The sequence below is a fragment of the Priestia flexa NBRC 15715 genome (genome assembly GCF_001591565.1).
Classification (GTDB): Bacteria; Bacillota; Bacilli; order Bacillales; family Bacillaceae_H; genus Priestia; species Priestia flexa.
Map to the genome: position 1 here is coordinate 1 of NZ_BCVD01000050.1, position 25,033 is coordinate 25,033.

A 25,033-nucleotide genomic window follows, 5' to 3' on the forward strand; every position below is an offset into this window, starting at 1 on the left:
GGGGTCAGTCCCCTATAAGCAGCGCGCTTTTTGTTTGCGTCATTTTTAATTTAATGATGGCTAGCATTATTTTAAGCCTGTTTGCTAGAGAATTTCTTTCGGTTTCTTAGAAATGCGACAAAAAGAAGCACCAGCGGAATGACTACAAAAAGAGGGATATGTAAAACCTTTATTACTATTGTTAACCCTTCTTGAAGATGCTCTTGAACATTGCTTGCACTCATAATGGATATAAATAAAATAGTGATGCCAAAAGGATAAGAAAAGCGTGAAGGGGATTCAACTTTAAATAAACTTGCTGCACCTAGCATAAATAAAAAGCGAATTGATCGAGCTGAAATAGCCATCTCAAAAGCTGGATTCGCAAAGCTAGCTATAGCTGTAATTGAAACAACAATAACCATAGCTGGAGCAATTAGCGAAATAAGAAACATAAAGATTCGTAATAAACGAATAGATGTTGCAATGTCAAAGCGAGCATAGTAGTCTTCTGGAGATTGGAAGAACTGCATAAAAATAGCCGGAACGATTAATATAAAAGGTGTTCCATCTACAAAAATAGCTATTCATCCTTCTGATAAATTTCCCGCTACTACATCTGGTCTTTCCGTATTGTAAACGGTAGGAAACGGCATCAGTGTTTGATCTTCAATAAACTGTTCAATATATCCCGATTCAAGGATACTATCGATATCGATTTCTTTCAGCCTGTTGCGCATTTCTTGAATAATTTCTTCTTTCACGACGCTGTTTATGTACATTAGATTGACCTTGGTTTTCGTTATACAACCTATTTTTAAAGACTCCGTCCGTAAGTCAGGACTCTTAATAATCCGCCTTACCAGTGCTAGATTTACTCCTATAGACTCTGTAAACGCAGCTTTTGGACCACGAACAACCATTTCAGTAGTCGATTCAGAAATAGCTCGAGTTTCTCCCCCAGCAGCACTGGCGCTTAGCACTTTATTTATCCCATCTACTAGTAATTGTGTCACCTGTTGTTAAGGATAAAAACACGCCTTCCCACTTATTCATAACGGATAAATCATCCATCCGTGGTTATGATACTTTCCGAAATGACGTCTAAAGCATTATTTACAGTTATATTTGTTTTGCTCGGCTCTTTGGTTATAGAATCAATTAAAGAATCTTGAATAGATTGATTGTCTACAATTCCTTCTATATAAATAATTGCAACTTCTATCTCCAAATTCAGCCCTAATTTTAAATGTCTAACAACTATATCCGAACTGTCACCCATTTTCTGTGCGATGTACTGACGGTTTGCTTCTAGAGAAGATTCTACACAAGAATTAGAATCATTGGCCGTATGCGAATTCTTTTGTTTTTTTTGTTTCTTAAAGAACGAAGGCATGAAATGAAACACCTTTCTTTTTATTTCTATTATCTTAACCTTACAGGGATTTCTTATGTGAGATTTTGCATTTTATATCTTTTTATAAATTGAGATAAAAAGGGAAAGTTACTTAAATGGAGTGTGTAAGCGATGAAAATTATAGGTATTGCTTTTCTAGTGTTAAGCTGTTTAATAATATTTTCCTTGGTTATTGATATTTCTCAACAATTCACTATTCATGAGGCGCTAAACAATGCCATAAGTCCCTTTCGCGTAATGAGCATTGGAGAAACATTTACTCTTTGGTTTCTTGTCTTTCTTTTTTTTGTCCAAGCATTTTATTTCTCCTGGAAGGACAAACGCAAAAAGAAGTAGGTACGCCTTGATGTAGATACAAGTAAAAATCCTCTTTGGATACATGGCTTTTTCATGTCAAATTTCATTGGATAAAAGAGCATTTATCTTTCCATACTAATAAATAAATATGGAAACAAGGTGAAATAATGGAATTTATAAGAATTGCTTCAGAGTTATTTGTAGGCTTTATTTGCTTGTTTTTTTTGACGAAATTATTGGGGCGTGCGACCATCACACAGCTCACAACGTTTGATTTCATTTCAGCGCTTGTGCTAGGTGAACTGGTTGGAAACGCGCTATATGATTCTGAAATAGGTATTGGAAGGATTGTATTTGCTGTAGCTGTTTGGGGCGCACTCATTTACTTTACGGAAGTTATTACACAAAAAAATATTCCTTTTCGTTTGTTTCTAGAAGGACGACCTTCCATTATTATTCGGAATGGGAAGGTTTCTTACAAAGAGCTGCAGCGTAATCGATTAGATATTGATCAACTATTGCACATGCTCCGCTCTAAGAACGCTTTCTCTATTCGTGAAGTAGCATATGCCATCTTAGAAACGGACGGCACAATGAGCGTTTTATTAAAGTCAGACTATGCTGCTCCTACCAAAGGTGATTTTCAATTACCTGTTACACAACCGACTCTTCCAATTGCCTTTATCAGTGACGGCCGTATTTTGACTAAAAATTTAACGGAGTCAGGCTTTACAGAGGAATGGTTACATCAAGAAATCGGAAAGCAAGGAATTCCTAGTGTTAAACAAGTATTATACGCAGAATGGCAGCAAGGCGATGCACTTTTTATTCAAAAGTATTAGCGTTTGTTAATACAGAATAAAAGCATCGCCTTCTTTTTTTTTAGATTAACACAACGAGAATGTTTAGGCTTTCTCGTTGATATACGTTCCTTTTGGAACATCTTGCTCAATGAATTGTGGAGCTTTTCTATGCTGATAGCGCACGTAGTTGTTCATGGAAGATAAAGGTAATGTAGAGTTTCGTTTATTTTGTAAGCTCGCAATTGGTTGGACATTTTGCACGGTTAGCGGCGTGTTGTTTTTCAGCTGACTTCTTTGCGCATATTGAATCGATTGATACGGTGTAATAGGTAAGATATAACCCATATTCTCTCCTCCTTTTATAGGTTTTTTCCCGTTTTAACAAGAGATATTCGACATTTTACATAAACAGTTGTTTCACCTTCTACCTATTCGACAGTCATTTGAATATGGTATGATAGTCTTTAGCTGTTTTAACCGAAATGAAACGACAAAGGAGGTCAGCGGTATGCAAACTGCTCTACGTAACGGGAAGAATATTACACTGGACACATTAGGTCGCAACCAGTTTCAACTGATTTATGAAGCAGGAATTCGAAATGAATTAACTTGTGCTCATTGTAAGGAACCCGTTCATCTTGCAATTGGAATCCATCGAGCTCCATATTTTTATCATCGTAACGCTCCTCACGAACGCTCAGAGTGTATGAAACCATCTCCCAAAAAACAACCCGTTTCTGTGCTGGCTTCAAGTGCAAGCTATGAAGAACAAGGAGGATTTCGGATTCCAAAAGGCAGAGCAATTGGGAAAAACGAAGTAAAAAATGAGCCTCAGTGGAAAAATTCTACTTTTTTCACCCCAATTCCTGCTTTTTCAGCATCAAAAGCGGAAGTGAAAGAAACGAATTCACCCTACTTTCATACATTGAAAGAACATCAAATTACGTTAGATACAAATCAGTGGAGCTCAGTTACTCACTCTGAAGGACCTCTTCTAATTTTAGCCGGGGCAGGAAGTGGAAAAACAAGAGTCTTAACCGCTCGTACTGCTTATATGATTCAAGAGCATAAAATTGATCCGCGTTCAATTATGCTCGTAACGTTTACATCAAAAGCAGCAAAAGAAATGAAAGACCGTTTAGCATCTTACCCTGGAATATCACCATCAATTATTAGGCAGATGCTCGTCGGTACATTTCATAGTATTTTCCTTCGGATGGTTGTTCATCATTCGCTTGAGTCTTGGCAAATGAATCGATTGTTAAAATGGGATTGGCAAAAAGAACAGATTTTAAAAGAAGCAGGCCGAGAAATAAATCTGGATGAAAAAGATTTCCCATTTGACCAAGCCATTCAACAGATCAGCTATTGGAAAAATACGCTTTTGGGTGTGAAAGATGTTCGCCCTGTTAGCCAGTGGGAAGAGCAAGTTCACCATTTGTATGTTCACTACGAACAAACAAAACAAACGCAAGGGCTGTTTGATTTTGATGACATGCTAGACGGTTGCTATCAAATGCTTAGAGATAACCCTGAGCTGCTTGTTCGTTATCAAAAGCGATTCCGATACTTTCTAATTGATGAATTTCAAGATATTAATAAAGTTCAGTATGCTATTATGAAAATGCTAAGCGCAGACTCTAAAAATTTATGCGTTGTAGGTGATGATGATCAGTCCATCTATGCGTTTCGTGGCAGTGACCCAAGCTTTATCTTAAATTTCGAAAAGGATTTTCCTGGAACGAAAAAAGTAACGCTTCACCAAAACTACCGCTCTGCTCATTCGATTGTGTCAGCCGCCAATAAGGTCATTGAGCGCAATACGGAGCGTCATACAAAAAATATGAAGGCACAGTTTCACCATGATCATGTGCCAACCTTTTTCTTCCCTTATGATGAAGAAGAAGAAGCCACAATGATTGTGCGAGATATAAAAGAAAAGGTTCAAGCAGGTGCGTCCCCTTCTGACTTTTCTATTTTATACCGTACTCATGCTTCTTCACGTGCGGTTTTTGAACGGCTGTCCCAGTCAAACCTTCCGTTCACCATTGAGCAAGATGCAGATTCATTTTATGAACGTCGGATTGTGAGAACGATGCTTGCTTTTTTACGTCTTAGCTTAGATCCAAACGATAATCAGTCGCTTACTAGTATCGTACAGGCACTATTTTTAAAGAAAACCATCTTAAATGACTTAAAAGCAATGAGCATTTTAAATGACGTATCATTTGTCGAAGCGCTTGGTCACCTAAAGGATTTAAAGCCGTTTCAACAAAAAAAGTTACAAAAGATTATTCCGTTGTTTTCAAGCTTAAAAAAGATGAAGCCTGTTAATGCCATTGAAACCATTTCAAAAGATATGGGCTTTGATGATTTTGTCAAAAAGCGTGGAAATGAAGGAAATGCCATGGAAAAAGGATCAGACGACGTTCGAGACTTAAGAGTTGTTGCACGTAAATTTTCAACTGTCCAAGAACTGCTTGACCACGCAGATCATATGATTGGCATGAACAAAGAAATGAAGGTTTTAAGTAAGCAGTTTAATGAGAGCGTTCATTTAACAACCATTCACCGTGCTAAGGGCCTTGAATATAAGCACGTATATGTTTTAGGTAATGTAGATGGCGGTATTCCTCATGACTACGCGCTGGAAGCGTATCGAAACGGTGAGATTGGTGCATTGGAAGAAGAAAGACGCTTACTCTATGTAGCGATGACGCGAGCAAAAGTATCCTTATACCTATCAGTTTTACAAACACGACGAGGAAAAACAGCGTACCCTTCTCGCTTTTTAAAACCTTTTTTAAAAGCGTATTAGTCATTGAATAATAAAGAGCTGGGGACTCCCCAGCTCTTTATTTATTTCTTCTTCTCATTCAGCATTTTAGAAATGGTACTAAAGTCAATGGACTGATTATTGCTAGCAAGTGCTTTGACAATCTGATCTTCTTTTTGTTTTGAAATTGGTTTATTTGCAATTTGAGCTACACGTTTGACAATATTGCGCACGGTTTGTTCATCTTTAAAGTTTGCATTTTGTACGGAGTTCGCTAGCTCGAAAATATCCTTCATATTAACGCCTGTTTTCTTTTCAATATTCTTAAACATATTGTTATCCATTTACATTGCCTCCTTTGGCATATAAAGCTTATGAAACCAAATTGCCTCTAGCCGCCATATTGTGTGAGAAGAAGCGGTTCTGTACGGAATACTCTATCGTATGCAGCAGCTGCCCAGATGGTGACCACTTTCAATCGACGGTTTGTGAGGTACACTATCAAAACAAAGTACGAGTGAACGTTCACTCGTACTCTTCTTTACTATATTCAGTAGAAGGGATTAGTTGTAACAAGCACAACCAATGATAACTAATAAAATAAATAGTACTACGATTAACGCAAAACCACCGCCGTAACCACCACCGTAGCCACAGCCATATCCGCTGTATCCAAAGCCCATAATTACACCCCCTCTGTCCTTCTTCTCTATACAATATGTGAAGCGGAATGGATTGGTATGGGCTTTTGGTCAAGAAATATTTTCATTGTCCAAATGGGTCATCATTATACAAATCATCAATTTGCTTTTCTTGCTTTTGTAATTGACGCTCGTGCTTTTCAAACTGGTGAGATAACTTTTCTACTTCATCCATCTTCTTTTCATGAGAACCAATAATTTGCTCTTCAAAAAACTTCTCTAATTGCTCAAAAAAATCTGCCATGGCATTCACCTCCTTCTATACTATGTATAGAAAGAAAAAAAGTACTGCCAAGATAGGCAGCACTAATGACTTAACGCTTCGGTAATTTAGCTCCGCAGCCACAGCCACCTTGCTTTGGCATTGGCTTTTGCACAGGCTTTGAAGGATATTTTACTGCTTTTTTCATCACCGGCTGCTGATAGTAATGAGGGTGCAGGTGAGGGTATGCTTGATTTTGATTATAATACATCCTATGGTCCCTCCTTTTCACAAAATGCAATCTATGACATTATATTCAGTTTCCAGCAAGAAGTTCAGTATTATTTGTCCATTTTACGCTGCAGCTTTAAAAACAAGTCCTGATTGCTAATTTCACGCTCACGGCTCGCCGACTGCTGCCTCATCTTATGCCTTTGAACGCCACTTAGCTTTTGCTGAAGTTCACTGAACCCTTGATCAATCGTTTTATCAAATGATGGGTGTGCATTTACAACTTCCTTCTGTTTTGCAGGTTCTTTTGGCTTTACAGCTTCTTTTGCTTCTATCTTTGACTGCGCTTTTTTCTCCTCCTCTTTTTGTTCGTTGATCATTGCTTTTAACCAATCAATTTCTTCAACTAGCTTTTTATTTTTCTCTTTATAACTCTCTAAGTCTTCCCGAAGTTCTTCGTAATTTAGCTCTTCACTCTTATATTTTTGATATTCTTCCTTATAGAACTCTAATTCAGCTTTTAAACTTGCAATATATTCTCTTACTTTTACTTCAGCCACAGCGCTTCACTCCTCCATGTCAGCTAGTTACTCATAAAATTTCTTTCTAGATGAATAACACATTTTCTTAATATGAATATGCTGTAAGTGAGTTTATTATTTCCTTCAAATTTTATGCATAAAGCGAACTTTTCTAAATTCCGCTTTTGTCACGGTCACACAAAACCGGGTCATTCATACACTATAGTAGTCCGATACCTAGTTAACGAACAGCATAAAGGAAGGACAATTACGATTAGGAGGTAAAAAGAATGGGAGAACATTTAGAGTCATTATGTATTCGCGTTCCTAAAGTATATGATTGGGTGAAACGTGAGGTAACACAAAACAGATCATTTATTCCAGGTCAAATTGATTTTCCAGATTCAATTGATCCAATTTGTGCAACATATGGTCCAACAGCAGAAGTTCAAGCAGTTTTAACAGATGAGGAAGGTAATCCAATCGACCTTTCCGATGACGATGCAATCAACTCAGTAATTGAAATTGCACCTTTCGGCAAACGTCGTACGCGCAAAATCGTATTACCAGACGGTGAGTTTGTAAAACTTCAAGAAGTACGCTTATCAATCAATGGATTCTACCGCGTAAAGTTAACAAACGTTACAAACTTCTGTAACACTACAGGTGTACCACCTTGTGTGTTATCTGATGATACGTACACTTGGTCAACAGTGCAAACATTCTATCTATGTGCACCAGAAGGAACGTACCCAGTTGTACATTTAGACAACTTTGATGGTATTGGAAATGTACTTTGCAGTGACGACGATGAATTTGAAGGCGTAGACTTAGAACTATTTATTTGCTTAAGCGTTCAAATGGAAAGAGATGTAAAAATCGAAGTTGAAGGAAGCTACTGCTACCCTCGCCCTGAAATTTTAGACAAATTAGGATGTGGCCCAGTTTACAATCCACCAACATGCGATGACATCTTCCCAGGTAGACATCACCACCATCACGGTCACGACCATGATCACGATGATGATCACGGCGGAGAATACGAATTCGAATAAGTCAATGCATAATCAGAGGAGAATTTTTCTCCTCTTTTTTCATTGATAGTTATTACTTCGCATACATATGTAATATTGATAGCTACGTTACGAAAGGAGATTAAATGATGTCCCCTTCACCTAAAGATGATTCCATGCTGATGCGTCAAAAGCTCATTCACTATAAATCCGAACTAAAAAACTATGAAAACCAAATTAGACAGCTTGAGAGAGCATTAGATCGCGAGAAAGAAAACTCTTTATTTTGGAAGAACAAACATGCCGAAGCCTATTCAATCAATGATAAAGACACGGAATTAGAAGAACTTGAAAAAGAGCTGTATCAGCTTAAAAATGAGTACTCAGAGCAAGCCATTATCATTGAATCTTTAAAAGAAAGAATTTCGCGCAAGCAACCTATTATTGAAGAAAAAGTCGTGGAAAAAATTATTGAAAAACCTGTTGAAAAAGTCGTGGAAAAGCGTGTAGAAGTAAAAGTTGATCGATTTCAAGCAACCGACGTCATCAGCTATTTTCAGCATTCTGTGTTAATGCCCACTCCAGACGAAGAAGAAATGATGATTTTAGGCAATGCTGTGGTTATGAATCAAACAGGCAAACCGCTTGTTTCACCTGTTATTTGCTTAAAAGTAAAGCCGCAGGAAAACGTATCGCTAACAGGAAAAGTCGTGGATGAAAGTGAAATTGAGGCCTCAAACCTTCCAGCATCAGCGCTTCAATGGCAGTATGCCCACCCAAAATGGCAAGAAAAAATAAAGCAAGATGGCGAATACTGGATCAGGCCCACTCGTTCTGCTCAGCTAGCACCCAATCAGCCAATGCGTTTTGAATCGTTTCAGCTTCTCATTCCAAAAGAATTAAACTCATCTTTTGTCATTGTAGAAGGATATTTTTACAGTGAGGAGTGGAAGCAAGGCATTCCTTTCCTCAATAAAATCGTGCTTACTCTTCCAACAGAAGAATAAAAAAACAATCGGCTGTAAGTCGATTGTTTTTTCTATGCCCGTCCATTTATTTCATAAATGATTCAACAATCCCTGCACACCCGGCAATCGCTAAAACAATAATTGCAGGAATTGCAATCTGCGGAAAAAACGTATAGCCTGCATAAATTGCAATTGCACACCACATGCCCGTACACCAATAGCAGCTTAAGAGTTCTCCAATCCACTTTCTAAGCCCTTTTCCTTTTACCGTTAAGTAAGTAATCTCATTTCCTTGTTCATCAGGCTCTGTAACCATTTCATGAAACGGCTTACGAATAAATCCTGTAATCTTATCAAATACAATCAGCCTTGTGAGGCGAAACGTAGCAAAAACGAATAAAAATAAATAAATCCAGGTCATTTTAAACCCACCTTTACTGAAAAAAGCTAACAAGAAAAATTCATTTGTTAGCTTTTTACTTCTTTAAATCTTAACAATTGAAATCGTTACGATATCTTTGACAGGCACCCGATTCGGCTTATCATGTGGAGGAGCTAAAATTGATACTTCACCGTCTACAAATTCCACAATTGTTCCGATAAACGAATTTCCTTCTACACTTATTTCACAAATTGGCTGCGACATATGTTTTGGAAACCCACATAGAAAATTAAGTTTTTCACTAATGTTCATATATTGAAATGCTTTATTTGGTTTTTTTTGCTCTTTCTGTTTATGAACATTTGCAGGTAACCCAGCTTTCTCAGGTTTAACTTCTTGTGACTTTACGTCTTCAATTGGTGAGAAAGTTGGTTCTTCTTTTAAGCGCTCCTGCTCTTTTTCATTTTGCTTCGAGCTATAAAAATATTGCATAGATCTTGTTGTTTGTGCTTGGTTCGGCTGCACAATGTACATTAAAGGCTCGTTGTCTTCGGACCTTGAGCGAGAGTCAGTCATGAAGCATACCTCCCATTGCTTGTTATCGTTCTCTTAAAAATGTATGCTTGCTTGCTAGAAAACTTGTTTCTTTTTTTATAACGACACAAAAAAAGAGCGCTACATGCCGTAGCGCTCTTACAAGAACGATTAACGTCCGATAATATGGAAACCAGAATCCACGTGTATGTTTTCACCTGTAATTCCACGTGATAAATCACTGAATAAGAATGTTGCCGTATCGCCAACTTCTTCTGGAGTCGTTGTGCGACGAAGCGGTGCACGCTCTTCAATTTGTTTTAAAATTGAGTTAAAGTCGCTAATTCCTTTTGCAGATAACGTACGAATTGGTCCTGCAGAAATTGAGTTAACACGAATACCGTGCTGACCTAAGTCTGAAGCTAAGTATCTTACGCTAGCATCTAAAGAAGCTTTGGCTACGCCCATTACGTTATAGTTCTGAACAACGCGCTCTCCACCTAGATAAGTTAGTGTTACGATGCTTCCGCCTTCTGTCATTAGTTCTTTTGCTTCACGAGCAACAGCCGTAAGTGAATATGAGCTGATATTGTGAGCTAAAAGGAAACCATCTCGAGATGTATCTACAAAATTACCGTCTAAATCTTCGCGATTTGCAAACGCGATACAATGTGCTACGCCGTGAATATGGCCTACTTCTTCTTTAATTTTTGTGAAACATGCTTTAATATCTTCATCTTGTGTTACGTCACAAGGTAATACAAGCGTATCTTCACGCTCTAATGAAGCTGCAAGATCGCGAACGTTCTTCTCTAAGCGTTCTCCCGCATATGTAAATACTAAACGTGCGCCTGCTTCGTGCAGTGAGCGAGCAATACCCCATGCAATGCTTCGTTTATTTGCTACTCCCATAACAACAAATGTGCGATTCTCTAAGGATAAGCTTTTTAACATCTTTTAATATCCTCCTACTTATTACAAGTTATTAGTACCTGGTATTAATATAAGTATAACATAGAAAGAGCAAAAAAAGCTATCATTTATATAGACAAAGAGACTGAAGCTTGGTGAAGTGCTTGCTTCTGAAAAGAGGAAGCTAAATCCTTCTCACTGCGCTACTGGGTCTCAGTCTTTCCTATCGTTCGCGCAGGAGTCACGTATCTTATGCTCCATTTCACTTTTCTTTAAACGTAGTTTCCGAATCAAAAAATCCGAACAATTGAGAGTTACCTCTTAATTGTTCGGATAAATTATTGACTAGGTTACTTCCATCTAAGTCTTATTTCACTAACGAATTTTATATTCCAACAGCATTTTCAGCTCGTTTACGTATGAGCGCGATCCCGTTACAATCAGCCGGTCATCTAACGCTAGTTCCGTATCACCGTGAGGAACGATGGAGTCTTTACCTCTAAAGATACGAACAAAGATGACATCACCCGTAAATGGGAATTTACGAAGTTCTACCCCTTGGTATTTTGGGTTACGCATATTGATTTGATAAAGAGCCGACTCTTGGTTTGTTAAGATATTTAAAACCGTCGGTGACTCAATTAACGCTTTTAATAGTGCTGTTGTTGACAATAGTACGGAGAAGACTTCCACTTGGTTTGCTTTTAGCTTTTCATCGAGCTCTGGCGTTTCAACACGCGCAATGACTCGACCTGTCCCATATTCTTTGGCAGCTAATGCAATCGATGTATTGCGCTCTTCTTCTCCTGTTGTAACAACGAGTACATCCGTATCTAAAATACCTTGTTTTTGTAGATATTCTACATCATAAGATTCAATATCATTAATATTAAAAACAGAGTCAGACGTACGGTTATCCAACTTTTCATTCGACGTATGATAAATCGTTACGTCATACATATTTAAATCAAGATCACGAATTACTGGTAGGGTAAATTGATTCGCACCAAGCATGTTAATCTTAAGTTTCTTCTCATTGATCTCTGGCTTTGGAAACAGCTTTCTAAAGACGATTGGCGTAATAATACACGTAATGACCGCTACTAGAATGAGGGCTCCTGACATTTGTGAATCAATGACACCAATGTTTTCACCAACCGTAGCTGCTGCAATAACAAGTGAAAGCGTTGATGTTAATAAAAAGCCTGATGCTAACACTGTTTTTGTATCGTACCAAATGCGCATAATCATTACTGGTAACAGCTTTGATAACAATAAAGCTAAAAGCAATAAAGGCATTAGAATAAGTACTTTTGAATCTCCAAACAGCGACCAAACATCAAGGTCTACCCCAACCATTACGAAAAAGATAGGGATTAAAAAGCCATATCCGAAGGAATCTAGTTTATGCACAAGATTCTTATCTGGAGCAAGCAGTGATACAAGTACGCCGGCTAAAAACGCTCCTAAGATATTTTCTGCTCCAATTGATTCAGAAAGTCCCACTAGGATAATAATAAGCGCAAATACTGCTCGCGTATCAATCTGAACTGTTCCTTTAGACATCGTTTCAAGGAAAGAACGATGCTTAAACTGCTTACCGATAAAGTAGAATAGAACACCGGCAGCAAATAGAATAAGCAGTAGCCATGTGTTTCCTCCTCCCGATTCTGCATAAATTGATGCAAAAACAGCAAGAAGAATCATCGTCACAAGGTCTGCAATAACAGCAATTAGTAGGATTGTTTGCCCAATGGACTTTTTCATAATTTGGGCATCCTTTAAGGTTGGAACAACAACTCCAAGTGAAATGGTTGAAATAATAAGCGTCATTAGAAACGCATTGTCAATAAATCCTGTCCAGACAAAAATATAGGATAATAACAAGGAAACAGCAAAAATAGCAAGAAATACAATGGTTGATACAGCAAACGAATTCGGAATCGTTTTACCAGATTTCGTCTTTTCCTTTTTTTGTCCACCTGCAAATGCAGAAAAATCAATTTCTAGCCCGCTTAAAAACATTAAAAAGATAAATCCGAGGGTAGACAACGTCTCTAACCACATATCTTGTTGAACTAAATCAAATCCACTTTTCCCTATAATTAACCCCATAATAATTTCAGCTACTACGACAGGGATAACGTTGAGTTTAAAGCGATGAAGTAGAATTGGTGTTAAAAAAGCGACCGTAATTACGATGACAAGAGAGGTTACGGATGCATGATGTTCCATCTACTTTTCCCTCCTTTTCCTTCACTTGCTTAGTATAATAAATGTATATTAAGCTAGTGTTAAATTTAAATGTCAAGCATAAAAGGGAATGCTCAATCTGTCAACATCTCTATTTTAAATAACTCATAAAAGTTGTCGCTAATCCGAAATAAATTAAAATACTAATAAGATCATTAATCGTCGTAATAAACGGTCCAGATGCTACCGCAGGGTCAATCTTCAAACGATGCATAAATAGCGGAATAAATGCGCCTGTTAACGTTGCAACAATCAGCGTAGCAAATACAGAAATACCAACTAACGCTCCAAGAATAAAATCACCTTGCCATACATAGACAACTAGCGTTACGGCAATACCACAGGAACCTCCTGTAATGACACCTGTTAAAGCTTCTCGAACGAGTAGCTTTAGCTTTCCTTCTTCCTGAATTTCCCCTGTTGCGATACCACGAACAGCTACCGCTAATGCTTGAGTACCCGTGTTTCCAGCCATCCCACCAATCAGAGGAATAAAGATTGCTAAGATGGCTACTTGGTTTAATGTGTCTTCAAAGCGGCCAATTAAGCTTGCCGTCATCATCCCTAAGAACAGAAGAATAATCAGCCAAGGCAATCGCTTTTTAGCTGCGCCGAACGGACTGTTCCCCGCCGTATCGTCCACGTCGCTAATACCCGCAAGTTTGGAATAATCGTCAGATGCTTCTTCGTCCATTACATCAATTACATCATCGACGGTAATGATTCCGAGAAGGTGCTGCTGAAAGTCTACTACCGGTAATGCCAGGAAATTATAGTCCCTCATAATTCGAGCAACTTCTTCTTGGTCTTCCGCAACAGAAACCGCTACAACACGTTCACTCATAACATCACTAATCATCGTTTCTTCATCTGCAACAATTAAGTCTCTTAACGAAATAACGCCTACCAAATGCTTTTGTTCGTCCACAACAAACGTATAATAAATTGTTTCAGCTCCGGGAGCTTCTCTCCTTAAAATTTGCATCGCAGAGCGAACCGTTTGGTTTGCTTTAATAGCGATAAATTCTGTGGTCATGATACTACCGGCCGTGTACTCTTCATAGTGAAGCAGTTCTTTAATTTCATCCGCTGCTTCTTCATCCATAATGGTTAAATAGCTCGCTACTTGCTCTTTATCTAGTTCGTTTAAAACGTCAACGGCGTCATCCGTTGACATCTCAGCTAGCATATCAGCAGCAAACATTGGATGCATCTCTGAAAGTAAATCTTGATAGTCTTCTTCCGGTACTTCTACTTGTTCGAAAATATTAGCCATTTCTTCTGGTGAAAGCATTTCATAGAGCGCAAATCGCAAATCTTCGTCTAGCTCTTCAAAAAACTGGCCTTGATCATATGGATGCATATCTAGAAATTCTTCTCGAAACGCATCAATTTCATTTTCTTTGAGCAAGTTAATTAATTGCTCCTGAAGTCTCTTTTGCTCTTCTCTTTCCATTGATTCAGTCATAAACATTTCCTCCTCTCAGAACAAAACTTCTCTTACTTTATTATGAAATGAACTAGATTTCAACTCATAACTCGTAGTAAAATTTTAAAAACTTCTGTTTATCTAATTATTATGTGATAAATCTTATCGATAGTTTGCACAATATAGAATGAAATTTCTACACCCTAAAAGGTTTATTTTTCAAACGATACGAAATTCATTGGAAAAGAGCGTGAAGAAATGTGAAGCTAGACATAATTGGAGATATTCATGGCTGCTACGATGAGCTTGTAGAATTAACAACTAAACTGGGCTATAGCTGGACCTCTACCTACCCTACCCATCCAGAAAAGAGGCATTTAGCCTTTGTAGGAGACTTGATGGACCGAGGACCTCACTCCTTAAAAGTAATCGAGCTTGTTTGGACTCTTGTCGTCAAACAAAAAAAAGCGTATTACTGTCCTGGAAACCACTGCAATAAGCTTTATCGATTTTTCAAAGGAAATAAGGTCCAAATTAAGCATGGGTTAGAAACAACCGTAGCTGAATATAATGACCTCTCCCAAGCACAGCAGCAAGAAATCAAACATAAGTTCATGGAACTTTATAAGAATGCCCCTCTTTATGTTCACTTAAAACAAGAACAGCTTGTTATTGCACACGCTGGAATTCGGGCAGACTATATCGGACGAAACGACAAAAAAGTAAAAACATTCGTTTTATATGGAGACATTACTGGAGAAACACACCCAGATGGTTCACCTGTGCGCAATGACTGGGCTAAACACTACAATGGGACACCATTGATTGTTTACGGGCACACACCGATTAAATCTCCTAAGCTACGTAACAATACAATCAACATTGATACAGGAGCGGTATTTGGTGGCAAATTAACTGCGTTTCGCTACCCTGAAAAAGAGCTTGTTTCTGTTCCCTCTTCCATGCCTTATGTGGCTGAAAAGTTTAAAGAATAGCATAAGAGCACTACTCGCAAGTAGTGCTCTTATCGTATTTACCCTCTGTTTTGTTGAACTAAACGCTGCATATCCTCAGGAAGCGGTGATTGAAACGCTAGTTCACGTTGCAAAATAGGGTGAAAGAACGTGAGCTTATAGCTATGTAGCGCCTGTCTGCTTATCTTCTCTCTGTTCCCACCGTATAGAGAGTCACCTAGTAAAGGACATCCCAAATACTCCATATGAACGCGAATCTGATGCGTACGCCCTGTATCCAGCTTCAAGTCTACTTCAGAGAACCCATCGTATTCTTGTATCACTTTGTAATGCGTAACGGCATGCTGACCGTCTGAGCGTACCATTCTTTCAATAATACTATCGTTCTTTCTTCCAATTGGGGCGTCAATTACTCCTTCTTTTTTTGAAAGAGTTCCATGAACAAGCGCACGATATGTACGCTTAATCGCTCTTTGCTCTTGAGCTTGAGAAAATAAGAAATGAACATGGCGGTATTTAGCAACTATTAATAAACCTGAAGTATCGCGATCGAGTCTATTCACTAAGTGAACCGTAGAAGCAATACCGTTTTGCTCATAGTAAAACAGCAGCGCATTGCTTAGCGAATCATTCAGGTGCTCTCGCGTTGGAATACTAGGCATACCAGCGGATTTATTAATGACTAGCAAGTAGTCATCTTCATAAATCACATCTAACGGTAGAGGTGATTTATGAAGATTTTCACTTGGATATTCAGGTGGAAACGTCACTTTCACAAAGTCTCCGATAGTGAGTATATGTAGAACATTTACTTTCTCACCATTTACTTCAATACAACCACCCTTAAACTTGATATCCGTTAATGCTGCTCGAGATATATGATGCCTTTTTAGAAAGTCGCGTAATAAAGAACCGCTAAATGAATCTGTTACGTGCCAACTTAATGTAAATAGCTTGTGCATATCATATCTCTCCACTTAATCACATACAAATGAATCTCTTACTCGCTGCCAAAACGGAAAAGCTCGGAAGCGCGCGAAACGAATCTTTTCATTCGCAACTCGACACTGAATAGACTTAACATTTTGATGTAACAACGTTAAATGATCGATGGTGATTTGAAAATCTGCGTAATTAACAGGCTTTAATAAAGCCGTATGATGCCCTGGTAACACGAGCGGAGATCCAATTGTACGAAACACACGATTATTAATAGATGCCATTTCAGCAATCTGAATCGCATGCAGTGACGGATGTAAAATAGCACCTCCAAGGGACTTATTGTAAGCCGTACTTCCCGATGGAGTTGATATACATAATCCATCGCCTCGGAATGTTTCAAACTGCTGTCCTTTAATTTCAACATCCATCACAAGTGAGCCTTCAACACTTTTGACCGTGCACTCATTGAGCGCCAAAGAACGAGCTTCCTTTTCTCCGGTTGTGTAACGAATAATAACTTCAAGTAGCGGATATTCAACAACTTGATAAGGTGTTTTCGCAATAGCAATGACTAACTTCTCAATTTCATCCGGTGTCCAGTCTGCATAAAAGCCTAAATGTCCTGTATGTACTCCAACAAAAGCCGTTTTGTCTAACCGGTGCTGATAATGGTGAAAAGCATACAATAGCGTGCCGTCTCCACCCACTGAAATGACAATGTCTGGTTCATCTTCATCGTGCTCTAAGTGAAAATCTAATAAGTATGTTTTCATTCTTTCCATTAATGTATTTGAAACTTGATCGCCCCTGGACGTAATAGCAAACTTGATATTACTCACCTTCTTCCCCCCTATCTGTGTTGAAAAACCTGATTTGACTTTTTATTCTTTATTCATTTTCTGTATTCTCTACTTCTTTTTTACGCGAAAAGAAAACCTGAGCTTCTTGTATTTCCCCTCGAATCTTTGACATCTCTTCATCTAGTTGAAAAGCTGCTTCTGATGCTCGCTGAAGTCGTTCTTTTATCTCTTGAGGGAAATTGCCACTGTATTTATAGTTTAAAGAATGTTCAATCGTGGCCCAAAAATTCATCGCTAACGTACGAATTTGGATTTCTGCTAAAATTTGCTTTTCTCCGTGTATGGTCTGAACAGGATAGCAAATCACCATATGATAGGAGCGATATCCACTTTCTTTTTGATGAGTAATATAGTCTCGCTCTTCTACTACTTTAAAGTCCGTGCGCTGCCTCAGAATTTCAACTACTGCTTTAATATCATCTGTGAATTGACACATCATGCGCAGACCTGCAATGTCCTGCATCTCTTCCTCTAAACGCTCTAAAGAAATGTTTTTTCTTGCTGCTTTATCTAAAATACTAGCAATGGGTTTCACTCGGCCCGTCACAAACTCAATTGGAGAGTGCGTAGATCTCATATCGTATTGAGAGCGCATGCCTTTTAACTTTACTTTAAGTTCTTCTACCGCTTGTTTATACGGTGCTAAAAATAAGTCCCAATGCCTTACCATTGCTATCCCCCTCACCTTGTTATCTGCTTTTTTTATCTAAGAAAATTTCTTCTACTCTTGCTACCATATCATCTCCGTAGTTTACATTTCCTTCAATGTTGCTGATTAAGTCTGTTAACTCTTCTTTCATAGCCGTTAGCTCAACGACTTGCTTATTAACTTCTAAGAACACCTTTTTATCATCTTGTAAAACGTTCTTTAAATGTGGCCACATATTGTCACTTAGTCCAACATACATAAACTGCTCGTTGACTTCCACAATGTATACAAATGACATATTGTCAGAATCAGCAAGCACTTGCTTCATATCTTCAATCTGCTCGATTTGTTGTTCAATAGACTCTGCCTTTAAATGTAGTTCATCTTTCTTCATCACACAGGTTGTGATTTCGATTCGATTTTGCATATATATATACTCCTTCCAACTATACAATTCGTTCTTATTTTAACACATTCAAACGTGGTTTAATAAAGCGAAACGAAATCTATTCGGGTTTTCTATTACTTTCTGTTCCATCCCTTTTACAGAACGCTTATCGATTCGAGATATTAACGATACAAATTAACCATTTTATGATAGATTATAAATGAAATCTTATGACAGTGATGCATCTGTTTTGCATCTCATAAAGAGGAACATATCTATGCTAAACATTATAAAACACCTTATTATACATCCTTACAGATACAGCATAAAGGAGCTTATGTAGCATGAAACAAGAAATTGAAATTGAATTTAAAAACTTAGTAAATAAGAATGAATTTAAAAAGTTACTAGCTTATTTCCAACTAACGGATCGCGACTTTATCATGCAGGAAAATCATTACTTTGATACAAATGACTTTCAGCTAAAAAGCGCAGGGGCAGCTTTACGAATTCGAAACAAAAATGGAAAGTTTGTTTTAACTTTAAAACAGCCCCATGAGCATGGCTTATTGGAAACACACATAGATCTTACAGAATCTGAAGCACAAGAACTAATGACTGAAACAAAGAATTTTCCAACTGAAATGACAGCAGCTCTCCAAAGACTTGGCATATCTTCATCACGCTTAGCTTACTTTGGCACACTTAAAACATACCGAGCAGAAATTGAATACAAAAGCGGTTTACTTGTATTTGACCATAGCTTTTATTTGGATACTGATGATGTAGAAATTGAGTATGAAGTTCAAGATGAAACACAAGGACTTCTTGCATTCGAGAGCTTACTTCAAGACTTTAGTATCCCTAAGCGTAACACAGCGAATAAAATCAAACGTTTTTATGATCGCAAATATCAATTATTAAGTGAGGAATAAATCAATGGATGTTCAAGCTTATCAAACGTGGTTACAGCTACAGACCTTGCAAACATTTACGGCAAATCGACCGACAGCTTCACCTGCAACACTTTTAACTCCGTCGATATTTGCAAACATTTTGGCACAATATATATCTGAAGAGAAAAACGCTAATGAGCAAACAGCTCAGATCATTTCTAGATCTAATGCGCTGCCCTTACAAACGAATGCGGCTCCTTATTTGAATACATCGGTTCAAAAAAGCAGTTCGCCTACATCAACAATCACTGGCTCACGCTTTGATGATCTGATTAATGAAGCGGCTTCGAAATATGATTTAGACCCTAAGTTAATTTCAGCTGTGATTAAACAAGAATCTAATTTTAACCCTAACGCCAAAAGCTATGCAGGGGCACTAGGATTAATGCAGCTCATGCCTGCAACGGCTAACTACCTTGGCGTTCAAAATGCCCTTAACCCACGCGAGAACATTTTAGGAGGCGCAAAGTATTTACGACAAATGCTCGATAAATATAACGGGAACGTTAAGCTTGCTCTTGCTGCTTATAATGCCGGGCCAGGAAACGTCGATAAATACGGTGGTATCCCTCCTTTTAAAGAAACACAAAATTATGTTGCTAAAATTACGTCTACCTATAATGCGTAGAAAATAACTCATCATTTTCGGAAAGGGTATGTGACGGAAAGTTTTTTCTATAAACCCTGCTATTTTTTCACTTATTTCTTTATCTAGCTACCCTATCACCTTTTCTGTTTGAAGCGGATAGTTTGAGATAAATAAGGTACACTGCTAAAATTAAGAAAAACGATGGTACTACTCCACCACACTTGATGGAGTACATTTCTAGGATAAAGGAGTTATCAACATGAAAGAAAAAGTCAAATCTCCCTACGAACTATTGGGCGGTGAACATACGATTTCCAAACTTGTTGATGCTTTTTATAACAGGGTAGCTAGTCATCCAGATTTAGCCCCTATCTTTCCAATAGATTTAACGGAAACAACACGAAAGCAAAAACAATTTTTAACACAATATTTAGGCGGGCCGGCTTTATATACAGAAGAACATGGACACCCTATGTTACGTGCAAGACATTTGCCTTTTGAAATTACGCCAGCTCGCGCAAAAGCATGGCTTCATTGTATGCATGAGGCAATGGATGAAATTGGATTAGAAGGTCCGTTACGAGATGAACTTTATCACCGGCTCATTCTGACTGCTCAACATATGGTTAATTCACACGAACAGAACGATGAGAAAGGATTTTCACATTGAAGAATTTACACAGCGAACATCAATCATTGCGACACCTTTGTCAGGGTTCTAATCAGAAGCCACTGGAAATTTACGTATTTGTTGATCCACTTTGTCCGGAATGCTGGGCACTAGAGCCTATCTTGAAAAAATTGCAGATTGAGTATGGAAATTGGATTACTCTTAAGCATGTTTTAACCAGTAATTTGCAGAAGCTAAACATTGGTACAAAAAAGAAGTTTGAAGATATGGCCAAGACATGGGAGCAAACTGCTTGTCGATCCGGCATGTCTTGTGACGGTAACCTTTGGCTTGAGAATCCAATTTCAACACCCTTTGCAGCATCGATTGCAATTAAAGCTGCGGGTTTACAGGGAAAAAAGCAAGGCATTCGCTTTTTACGAAAACTTCGCGAAGCATTATTTTTAGAGAAACAAAACGTTGAAAAAGAAGATGTGCTTGTCAAGTGTGCAGAAGAAATCGGACTTGATGTCGAAGAATTTGTGCGAGACTTACACGCTGAGCATGCTACAAAAGCGTTTCAATGCGATTTAAAGATTACATCAGAAATGGACGTAACCGATATTCCGACCCTTGTGTTTTTCAATGAAAAAGTTGAAGAAGAAGGAATTAAGATTTCTGGGCATTATTCATATGAAACGTACGTACACATCATTTATGAAATGTTAGAAGAAGAAGAAATCAATCCTCATCCGCTTCCACCTCTGCGATCGTTTTTAGCTTATTTTCAATTTGTCGCAGCAAAAGAAGTAGCCGTTGTTTACGATATATCCATTGAGCAAGCTGAGCGAGAACTGAAAAAACTTCAGCTTCAGCGCCTTGTAGAACAAGTTCCAGTGAAATACGGTACGTTTTGGAGAAGCTTAGAAAAAGGATGTTAAAATACAAAAAAGACTTGGCAAATGCCAAGTCTTTTTTGTTTGTCCTAAGACAACAAGGGGATGGGAGAAATTTTTCACGGTCAAACAAAGGGGTATATGTTTGTTTTGTGATAAACTTCACGATTATTACTATAGCAAATTATGTCGAGTTTTGACAACCCTTTTTTGATATTTTCATGATTTTTTTTAAAAAAGTATATTTTGGTGCCTCGATTCATATAGTTCAAGCATGACAAGCAAGCGAGGTGACCAAACATGAAGCTCATCGGAGTGATCATCAGCATTGCAATTCTCTGTTTTTCCTTTGTCTTTTATCTACTGTCGTTAATGAAGCTTGCACCGCTTGTGATTGCTGCTCCTCTTTTACTTCTATCTCTGTTCATTACTATTATGCTTCTTAATTCATTTAATCGATTTCGAGGATTTAAATAAACAAAGCTTTGCGGATGCGCAAAGCTTTGTTTATTTAAACTTAGTTTTTCTCTAACAAACGTTCCATCTCTTCAAGCTTTTCTTTAAACACTTCTAATGCTTCTTTGATTGGTTCAGCAGTTGTCATATCCACTCCTGCGCGTTTTAGCACTTCGATTGGATAATCAGAGCTTCCAGCTTTTAAGAAGCCAAGGTAACGCTCAACAGCCGCGTCTCCTTCTTCAAGAATTTGCTTACTTAGCGCTGCAGCTGCGCTGAAGCCTGTTGCGTATTGATACACATAATAATTATAGTAGAAATGTGGAATTCTTGCCCACTCTAAGCCAATCTCTTCATCAATGACTAAATTATCACCAAAGTACTTTTTATTTAAATCATAGCATAACTTTGTTAGCAGCTCTGGTGTTAGCGGTTCACCATTTTGAGCCCGAACGTGAATTTCATGCTCAAATTCAGCAAACATCGTTTGACGGAACACGGTACCGCGGAAGCCTTCTAAATAATGATTTAATAAGTATAATCGTTTCTTTTCATCATCGATTGTTTTCAATAAATAATCATTTAATAGAGCTTCGTTACACGTAGATGCGACTTCAGCGACAAAGATTGAATAATCACCGTATGGGTAAGGCTGTTCTTTACGCGTATAGTAACTGTGCACTGAGTGACCAAACTCATGAGCTAATGTGAAAAGATTGTTCACATTGTCCTGCCAGTTCATTAAGATATATGGATTTGTTCCATATGTTCCAGAAGAATAAGCACCGCTTCGCTTTCCTTTGTTTTCGTGCACATCAACCCAGCGATTTTCAAATCCTTCTTTTAAAATGGAAATGTACTCTTCTCCAAGCGGCGCCAAACCTTTTAATAAATAATCTTTTGCTTCGCTATATGGTATTTCCATTTTGACGTCTTGCACAAGCGGTGTATATAGATCATACATGTGAAGCTCATCAACACCTAACACTTTCTTTCGTAGGTCAATATAGCGCTGTAATAGAGGCAGATATTCGTTTACCGTTGCAACTAAATTATCATATACCTCTTCTGGAATATTGTTTGCGCTTAGAGCTGCATGGCGAGCTGATTCGTAGTTACGGACCTTAGCGCTAAAGTTATCTTTTTTAACCGTTCCGCTAAGAGTACTCGCAAATGTATTTTTAAACTTTCCATACGTATCATAGACGGCTTTAAACGCTTCTTCTCTAACGCGTCGATCACTGCTTTCTAAAAACCGAATATAACGACCGTGGGTAATCTCCACTTCTTCCCCGTTTTCATCTTTAATAGATGGAAACTCTAAATCAGCATTATTCAGCATACCGAACGTATTACTTGATGCTCCTAGCGCTTCAGATGCCTGTGCTAGAATAGCTTCTTCACTCTCAGAAAGGATATGAGGACGCTCACGATTCACTTCATCCAGCGCATGTGCATATAGCTGTAAATCCTTGCTATCTTTTAAATATTGTTTTAGCGTTTCCTCATCTACTGCTAATAGTTCAGGCGTGACGTAAGATAACGCACTCGCAATTTCTGTATACAACATTTTAATTCGATCATTTAATCCTTGATAGAATGAGTTCGTTGTATCTTGGTCATACCTCATATGTGCATATGTATAAAGCTTGCTGACCCGCATTGTTAGTTCATCTTGCTGCTGAAGTGCTTTAAAAAGCATGTCTGCTGATTCTCCAAGCTTGCCGCGATATTGTTCCATTTCCGGAACTAAGGCTTTAACAGCTTGAAATTCTTTCTCCCACGCTTCATCCGTTTCAAAAATATCTTCTAATCTCCATGTATCTTCTACTTTAATTTCACTGCGATTTGGCAGCTTTTTCACCGTGGATTGTTCACTCATATTAACACCCTTTCATCTTTTACTCCGTCTCTGTTACTAATTTCGCTATATAGAAGACGAATCCTTTTTTATTGTATGTGGCTTTTCAAAAATTAGTCAGCCTGTAAGTACGCCCAAACAGTGCTTCTATTTAAGCGTACTTATTTTCTGCTAACGTGTCACTTCTTTTGCTTGGTCTAACCATTTTTTCATTAATAACCCATCTTCTAAGAATGCATCTGAGCTGAGCATAGGAACTGTATACCCTCTCTCGATTCGATAAGAGTCATACGTAACAGGAGAAAAGAATTTCAGCTTGCATAGTACTTCTACGTACTCTAACAGCGGCTTTTCAATTGTAGACCGCATGAACGGAACATATCGTAATTTAATTAACTTTTGGCGAACCCGAGCGCTAAACTGCATATATAGCTGCTTAAGATTCACTACTTCCCCTACCTTTTTCACTTGCATGATATCAAGCAATAGCCAAGTTTGCCATATGACAGCCGGTGTTTCAATCATAAAAGCAGAAGGAATTGGAAAACCAGCTTCAGAAGGAAAATGAGTGGGTGGAATTTGAAGGGTATAGAGCTTTTCTAAAAAATGTTTATATTGTAAGCCCGGATATAGCATGTATGTTGTACGGAAGTTCCTCTTTTTTTGAATCCACCCTTCATGATAAGCAGGAGACGTATGCAAAGTAAGCCATTCTGAAAATGTATGAGAACTAGGTGTGAGAATTTTCAATTCAGCAAAAGCAATTTGGGAGGAAAACGGAATGATATGCTCAAGTTTGATTAACTCATTTGTGAAGGGTGAAAAATAATAAAGAGTTGGCGATTGGTCGATGAGAGTGAGGTACTGCCACTCTTGAGGAGATAGGCGAAAAAGTGAGGTACCTAAGCGTTTTAATCGCTTTGCGCCCATTATCCAAAAAGGGTGATACCCTTGCGTTCTATAGCCGCTTGTTCGCTGAACGAACGCTTCAGTAGACAATGAAGCACACTGAAATTCAAATGCATAAGCTGCTTTTCCTACTTCAACAAACAAATCTGGACGTTGTTGGATTTGAGGCAAGTAATGCTCTAACTGAGCTGAGGTATGAGTTTGTAGCCAACGAAACAGCTGGAGCTTTCCTGTTACGTGATAATCGCTCTCTCCTTCCTGGTCAACTGTACACTCTTTTTTTCGATGCGCAAAATGGGAACAGCGCTTTACTCCTACGCGAAGCACAACAGATTCATTACAAGCTGGGCAATAAAAAGACCCCGTTTTTTGCAAACGACGAAGCTCTGCCTCTGTAAAGCCACTGGCTAATGAAACCAAGCGATTATGGACTGTTTTTGCAACGAGCAATGGCTAACACTCCTTCCTTATTGAATTCTTACTGTATATTCGTTAAAGGTTAGCAAATCCCTTCTTTTTGTAAAA

At 38.2% G+C, this 25,033-nt stretch carries 28 protein-coding genes and 1 pseudogene; 11 read left to right on the forward strand and 18 right to left on the reverse strand.

The features are described 5' to 3' along the window. Positions 1-71: 71 nt before the first annotated feature. Positions 72-1,375: pseudogene (locus tag BFL01S_RS21375) on the reverse strand (spore germination protein). Positions 1,376-1,507: 132 nt separating this feature from the next. Between BFL01S_RS21375 and BFL01S_RS21510 the strand changes: the two are divergent. After that, positions 1,508-1,732: a YczF family membrane protein gene (locus tag BFL01S_RS21510; protein ID WP_061785613.1), complete on the forward strand. Its 225-nt coding sequence runs from the start codon at positions 1,508-1,510 to the stop codon at positions 1,730-1,732. Positions 1,733-1,857: 125 nt separating this feature from the next. Then, positions 1,858-2,535, forward strand: a complete 678-nt coding sequence (locus BFL01S_RS10190; protein ID WP_025908636.1) for a DUF421 domain-containing protein — start codon at positions 1,858-1,860, stop codon at positions 2,533-2,535. 63 nt (positions 2,536-2,598) lie between these two features. Here BFL01S_RS10190 and BFL01S_RS10195 read toward each other — a convergent pair whose 3' ends face one another. Then, positions 2,599-2,841: a hypothetical protein gene (locus tag BFL01S_RS10195; RefSeq protein WP_061785614.1), complete on the reverse strand. Its 243-nt coding sequence runs from the start codon at positions 2,839-2,841 to the stop codon at positions 2,599-2,601. 163 nt (positions 2,842-3,004) lie between these two features. Here BFL01S_RS10195 and BFL01S_RS10200 point away from each other — a divergent pair, with 163 nt between their 5' ends. Beyond that, complete coding sequence (locus BFL01S_RS10200) at positions 3,005-5,314, forward strand: UvrD-helicase domain-containing protein (RefSeq protein WP_061785615.1); 2,310 nt, start codon at positions 3,005-3,007, stop codon at positions 5,312-5,314. A gap of 41 nt (positions 5,315-5,355) precedes the next feature. Here BFL01S_RS10200 and spoVIF read toward each other — a convergent pair whose 3' ends face one another. The 5 genes from spoVIF to BFL01S_RS10215 form a co-directional block, all read right to left on the reverse strand. After that, positions 5,356-5,616 carry a sporulation-specific transcription regulator SpoVIF gene (spoVIF, locus tag BFL01S_RS10205; protein ID WP_025908120.1) on the reverse strand — a complete coding sequence of 87 codons (261 nt, stop codon included), beginning with the start codon at positions 5,614-5,616 and terminating at the stop codon, positions 5,356-5,358. Between the two features lie 219 nt (positions 5,617-5,835). Continuing rightward, the gene (locus BFL01S_RS19975) at positions 5,836-5,955 is read right to left on the reverse strand and encodes a YjcZ family sporulation protein (RefSeq protein WP_076512614.1); all 120 of its coding nucleotides are present in this window, start codon (positions 5,953-5,955) and stop codon (positions 5,836-5,838) included. 82 nt (positions 5,956-6,037) lie between these two features. After that, entirely contained in the window at positions 6,038-6,217 is a 180-nt protein-coding gene (locus BFL01S_RS10210; RefSeq protein ID WP_025908121.1) for a hypothetical protein, read from the reverse strand. A gap of 70 nt (positions 6,218-6,287) precedes the next feature. Continuing rightward, positions 6,288-6,446 (reverse strand): hypothetical protein, encoded by a 159-nt coding sequence (locus BFL01S_RS20720; protein ID WP_167556173.1) that lies wholly within the window; start codon positions 6,444-6,446, stop codon positions 6,288-6,290. Between the two features lie 70 nt (positions 6,447-6,516). Beyond that, a complete protein-coding gene (locus BFL01S_RS10215; RefSeq protein WP_061785616.1) occupies positions 6,517-6,966 on the reverse strand; it encodes a hypothetical protein in 450 nt (149 codons plus the stop codon). Between the two features lie 251 nt (positions 6,967-7,217). On the opposite strand from BFL01S_RS10215, the gene BFL01S_RS10220 reads away from it, so the two are divergent. Both BFL01S_RS10220 and BFL01S_RS10225 read left to right on the forward strand, forming a co-directional pair. Beyond that, complete coding sequence (locus BFL01S_RS10220) at positions 7,218-7,982, forward strand: BMQ_0737 family morphogenetic spore coat protein (RefSeq protein ID WP_061785617.1); 765 nt, start codon at positions 7,218-7,220, stop codon at positions 7,980-7,982. A gap of 104 nt (positions 7,983-8,086) precedes the next feature. Next, positions 8,087-8,947 (forward strand): hypothetical protein, encoded by an 861-nt coding sequence (locus BFL01S_RS10225; RefSeq protein ID WP_061785618.1) that lies wholly within the window; start codon positions 8,087-8,089, stop codon positions 8,945-8,947. Positions 8,948-8,993: 46 nt separating this feature from the next. On the opposite strand, the gene BFL01S_RS10230 is transcribed toward BFL01S_RS10225, so the two are convergent. From BFL01S_RS10230 to mgtE, 5 genes are all read right to left on the reverse strand, one after another. After that, complete coding sequence (locus tag BFL01S_RS10230; RefSeq protein ID WP_025908125.1) at positions 8,994-9,329, reverse strand: DUF1360 domain-containing protein; 336 nt, start codon at positions 9,327-9,329, stop codon at positions 8,994-8,996. A 63-nt stretch (positions 9,330-9,392) separates the two neighbouring features. Beyond that, complete coding sequence (locus BFL01S_RS10235) at positions 9,393-9,866, reverse strand: CotO family spore coat protein (protein WP_061785619.1); 474 nt, start codon at positions 9,864-9,866, stop codon at positions 9,393-9,395. A gap of 129 nt (positions 9,867-9,995) precedes the next feature. Continuing rightward, positions 9,996-10,778 carry an enoyl-ACP reductase FabI gene (fabI, locus tag BFL01S_RS10240; protein WP_061785620.1) on the reverse strand — a complete coding sequence of 261 codons (783 nt, stop codon included), beginning with the start codon at positions 10,776-10,778 and terminating at the stop codon, positions 9,996-9,998. A 333-nt stretch (positions 10,779-11,111) separates the two neighbouring features. Then, positions 11,112-12,971 carry a monovalent cation:proton antiporter family protein gene (locus tag BFL01S_RS10245; RefSeq protein ID WP_025908128.1) on the reverse strand — a complete coding sequence of 620 codons (1,860 nt, stop codon included), beginning with the start codon at positions 12,969-12,971 and terminating at the stop codon, positions 11,112-11,114. A 109-nt stretch (positions 12,972-13,080) separates the two neighbouring features. Beyond that, positions 13,081-14,457 (reverse strand): magnesium transporter, encoded by a 1,377-nt coding sequence (mgtE, locus tag BFL01S_RS10250; RefSeq protein WP_025908129.1) that lies wholly within the window; start codon positions 14,455-14,457, stop codon positions 13,081-13,083. Between the two features lie 221 nt (positions 14,458-14,678). Here mgtE and prpE point away from each other — a divergent pair, with 221 nt between their 5' ends. Continuing rightward, positions 14,679-15,413: a bis(5'-nucleosyl)-tetraphosphatase PrpE gene (gene prpE, locus BFL01S_RS10255; protein WP_061785621.1), complete on the forward strand. Its 735-nt coding sequence runs from the start codon at positions 14,679-14,681 to the stop codon at positions 15,411-15,413. A gap of 38 nt (positions 15,414-15,451) precedes the next feature. On the opposite strand, the gene BFL01S_RS10260 is transcribed toward prpE, so the two are convergent. From BFL01S_RS10260 to BFL01S_RS10275, 4 genes are read right to left on the reverse strand one after another with little or no spacing between them, the layout of a single operon-like run. Then, a complete protein-coding gene (locus tag BFL01S_RS10260; protein WP_061785622.1) occupies positions 15,452-16,354 on the reverse strand; it encodes an RluA family pseudouridine synthase in 903 nt (300 codons plus the stop codon). A 15-nt stretch (positions 16,355-16,369) separates the two neighbouring features. After that, the gene (locus BFL01S_RS10265) at positions 16,370-17,164 is read right to left on the reverse strand and encodes an NAD kinase (RefSeq protein ID WP_061785629.1); all 795 of its coding nucleotides are present in this window, start codon (positions 17,162-17,164) and stop codon (positions 16,370-16,372) included. Between the two features lie 58 nt (positions 17,165-17,222). Continuing rightward, positions 17,223-17,864 carry a GTP diphosphokinase gene (gene yjbM / locus BFL01S_RS10270; protein ID WP_025908133.1) on the reverse strand — a complete coding sequence of 214 codons (642 nt, stop codon included), beginning with the start codon at positions 17,862-17,864 and terminating at the stop codon, positions 17,223-17,225. 19 nt (positions 17,865-17,883) lie between these two features. Beyond that, the gene (locus tag BFL01S_RS10275) at positions 17,884-18,270 is read right to left on the reverse strand and encodes a UPF0738 family protein (RefSeq protein ID WP_061785623.1); all 387 of its coding nucleotides are present in this window, start codon (positions 18,268-18,270) and stop codon (positions 17,884-17,886) included. A gap of 305 nt (positions 18,271-18,575) precedes the next feature. On the opposite strand from BFL01S_RS10275, the gene BFL01S_RS10280 reads away from it, so the two are divergent. The 5 genes from BFL01S_RS10280 to BFL01S_RS20725 all read left to right on the forward strand — a co-directional run bounded on the left by BFL01S_RS10280 (position 18,576) and on the right by BFL01S_RS20725 (position 21,759). Further along, entirely contained in the window at positions 18,576-19,166 is a 591-nt protein-coding gene (locus BFL01S_RS10280; protein WP_025908135.1) for a CYTH domain-containing protein, read from the forward strand. 4 nt (positions 19,167-19,170) lie between these two features. Then, positions 19,171-19,815: a lytic transglycosylase domain-containing protein gene (locus BFL01S_RS10285; protein ID WP_061785624.1), complete on the forward strand. Its 645-nt coding sequence runs from the start codon at positions 19,171-19,173 to the stop codon at positions 19,813-19,815. Between the two features lie 220 nt (positions 19,816-20,035). Next, positions 20,036-20,446, forward strand: a complete 411-nt coding sequence (locus BFL01S_RS10290) for a globin domain-containing protein (protein WP_061785625.1) — start codon at positions 20,036-20,038, stop codon at positions 20,444-20,446. Then, on the forward strand, positions 20,443-21,327 hold the full coding sequence (locus BFL01S_RS10295; RefSeq protein ID WP_061785626.1) for a ClpXP adapter SpxH family protein: 885 nt from the start codon (positions 20,443-20,445) through the stop codon (positions 21,325-21,327). Before BFL01S_RS10290 ends, BFL01S_RS10295 begins: the two co-directional genes overlap by 4 nt. Positions 21,328-21,582: 255 nt before the next feature. Continuing rightward, complete coding sequence (locus tag BFL01S_RS20725) at positions 21,583-21,759, forward strand: hypothetical protein (RefSeq protein WP_090752849.1); 177 nt, start codon at positions 21,583-21,585, stop codon at positions 21,757-21,759. 40 nt (positions 21,760-21,799) lie between these two features. Here the strand turns inward: BFL01S_RS20725 and pepF are convergent, their stop codons facing one another. Both pepF and BFL01S_RS10305 read right to left on the reverse strand, forming a co-directional pair. Further along, the gene (gene pepF, locus BFL01S_RS10300) at positions 21,800-23,620 is read right to left on the reverse strand and encodes an oligoendopeptidase F (RefSeq protein WP_061785627.1); all 1,821 of its coding nucleotides are present in this window, start codon (positions 23,618-23,620) and stop codon (positions 21,800-21,802) included. Positions 23,621-23,770: 150 nt separating this feature from the next. Continuing rightward, positions 23,771-24,958, reverse strand: coding sequence for a competence protein CoiA (locus BFL01S_RS10305; protein ID WP_061785628.1), 1,188 nt, complete (start codon positions 24,956-24,958; stop codon positions 23,771-23,773). Positions 24,959-25,033: the final 75 nt, after the last annotated feature.

Coding starts and splice junctions, on each gene's coding strand:
- mgtE (WP_025908129.1), bottom strand. CDS start 14,457: ATGACTGAATCAATGGAAAGAGAAGAGCAAAAGAGACTTCAGGAGCAA.
- fabI (WP_061785620.1), bottom strand. CDS start 10,778: ATGTTAAAAAGCTTATCCTTAGAGAATCGCACATTTGTTGTTATGGGA.
- BFL01S_RS10230 (WP_025908125.1), bottom strand. CDS start 9,329: ATGACCTGGATTTATTTATTTTTATTCGTTTTTGCTACGTTTCGCCTC.
- BFL01S_RS10290 (WP_061785625.1), top strand. CDS start 20,036: ATGAAAGAAAAAGTCAAATCTCCCTACGAACTATTGGGCGGTGAACAT.
- BFL01S_RS20720 (WP_167556173.1), bottom strand. CDS start 6,446: ATGTATTATAATCAAAATCAAGCATACCCTCACCTGCACCCTCATTAC.
- BFL01S_RS10220 (WP_061785617.1), top strand. CDS start 7,218: ATGGGAGAACATTTAGAGTCATTATGTATTCGCGTTCCTAAAGTATAT.
- BFL01S_RS21510 (WP_061785613.1), top strand. CDS start 1,508: ATGAAAATTATAGGTATTGCTTTTCTAGTGTTAAGCTGTTTAATAATA.
- BFL01S_RS10275 (WP_061785623.1), bottom strand. CDS start 18,270: ATGCAAAATCGAATCGAAATCACAACCTGTGTGATGAAGAAAGATGAA.
- pepF (WP_061785627.1), bottom strand. CDS start 23,620: ATGAGTGAACAATCCACGGTGAAAAAGCTGCCAAATCGCAGTGAAATT.
- BFL01S_RS10225 (WP_061785618.1), top strand. CDS start 8,087: ATGATGTCCCCTTCACCTAAAGATGATTCCATGCTGATGCGTCAAAAG.
- BFL01S_RS20725 (WP_090752849.1), top strand. CDS start 21,583: ATGAAGCTCATCGGAGTGATCATCAGCATTGCAATTCTCTGTTTTTCC.
- BFL01S_RS10200 (WP_061785615.1), top strand. CDS start 3,005: ATGCAAACTGCTCTACGTAACGGGAAGAATATTACACTGGACACATTA.
- BFL01S_RS10195 (WP_061785614.1), bottom strand. CDS start 2,841: ATGGGTTATATCTTACCTATTACACCGTATCAATCGATTCAATATGCG.
- BFL01S_RS10260 (WP_061785622.1), bottom strand. CDS start 16,354: ATGCACAAGCTATTTACATTAAGTTGGCACGTAACAGATTCATTTAGC.
- BFL01S_RS10285 (WP_061785624.1), top strand. CDS start 19,171: ATGGATGTTCAAGCTTATCAAACGTGGTTACAGCTACAGACCTTGCAA.
- BFL01S_RS10210 (WP_025908121.1), bottom strand. CDS start 6,217: ATGGCAGATTTTTTTGAGCAATTAGAGAAGTTTTTTGAAGAGCAAATT.
- spoVIF (WP_025908120.1), bottom strand. CDS start 5,616: ATGGATAACAATATGTTTAAGAATATTGAAAAGAAAACAGGCGTTAAT.
- BFL01S_RS10280 (WP_025908135.1), top strand. CDS start 18,576: ATGAAACAAGAAATTGAAATTGAATTTAAAAACTTAGTAAATAAGAAT.
- yjbM (WP_025908133.1), bottom strand. CDS start 17,864: ATGGTAAGGCATTGGGACTTATTTTTAGCACCGTATAAACAAGCGGTA.
- BFL01S_RS10245 (WP_025908128.1), bottom strand. CDS start 12,971: ATGGAACATCATGCATCCGTAACCTCTCTTGTCATCGTAATTACGGTC.
- BFL01S_RS10235 (WP_061785619.1), bottom strand. CDS start 9,866: ATGACTGACTCTCGCTCAAGGTCCGAAGACAACGAGCCTTTAATGTAC.
- BFL01S_RS19975 (WP_076512614.1), bottom strand. CDS start 5,955: ATGGGCTTTGGATACAGCGGATATGGCTGTGGCTACGGTGGTGGTTAC.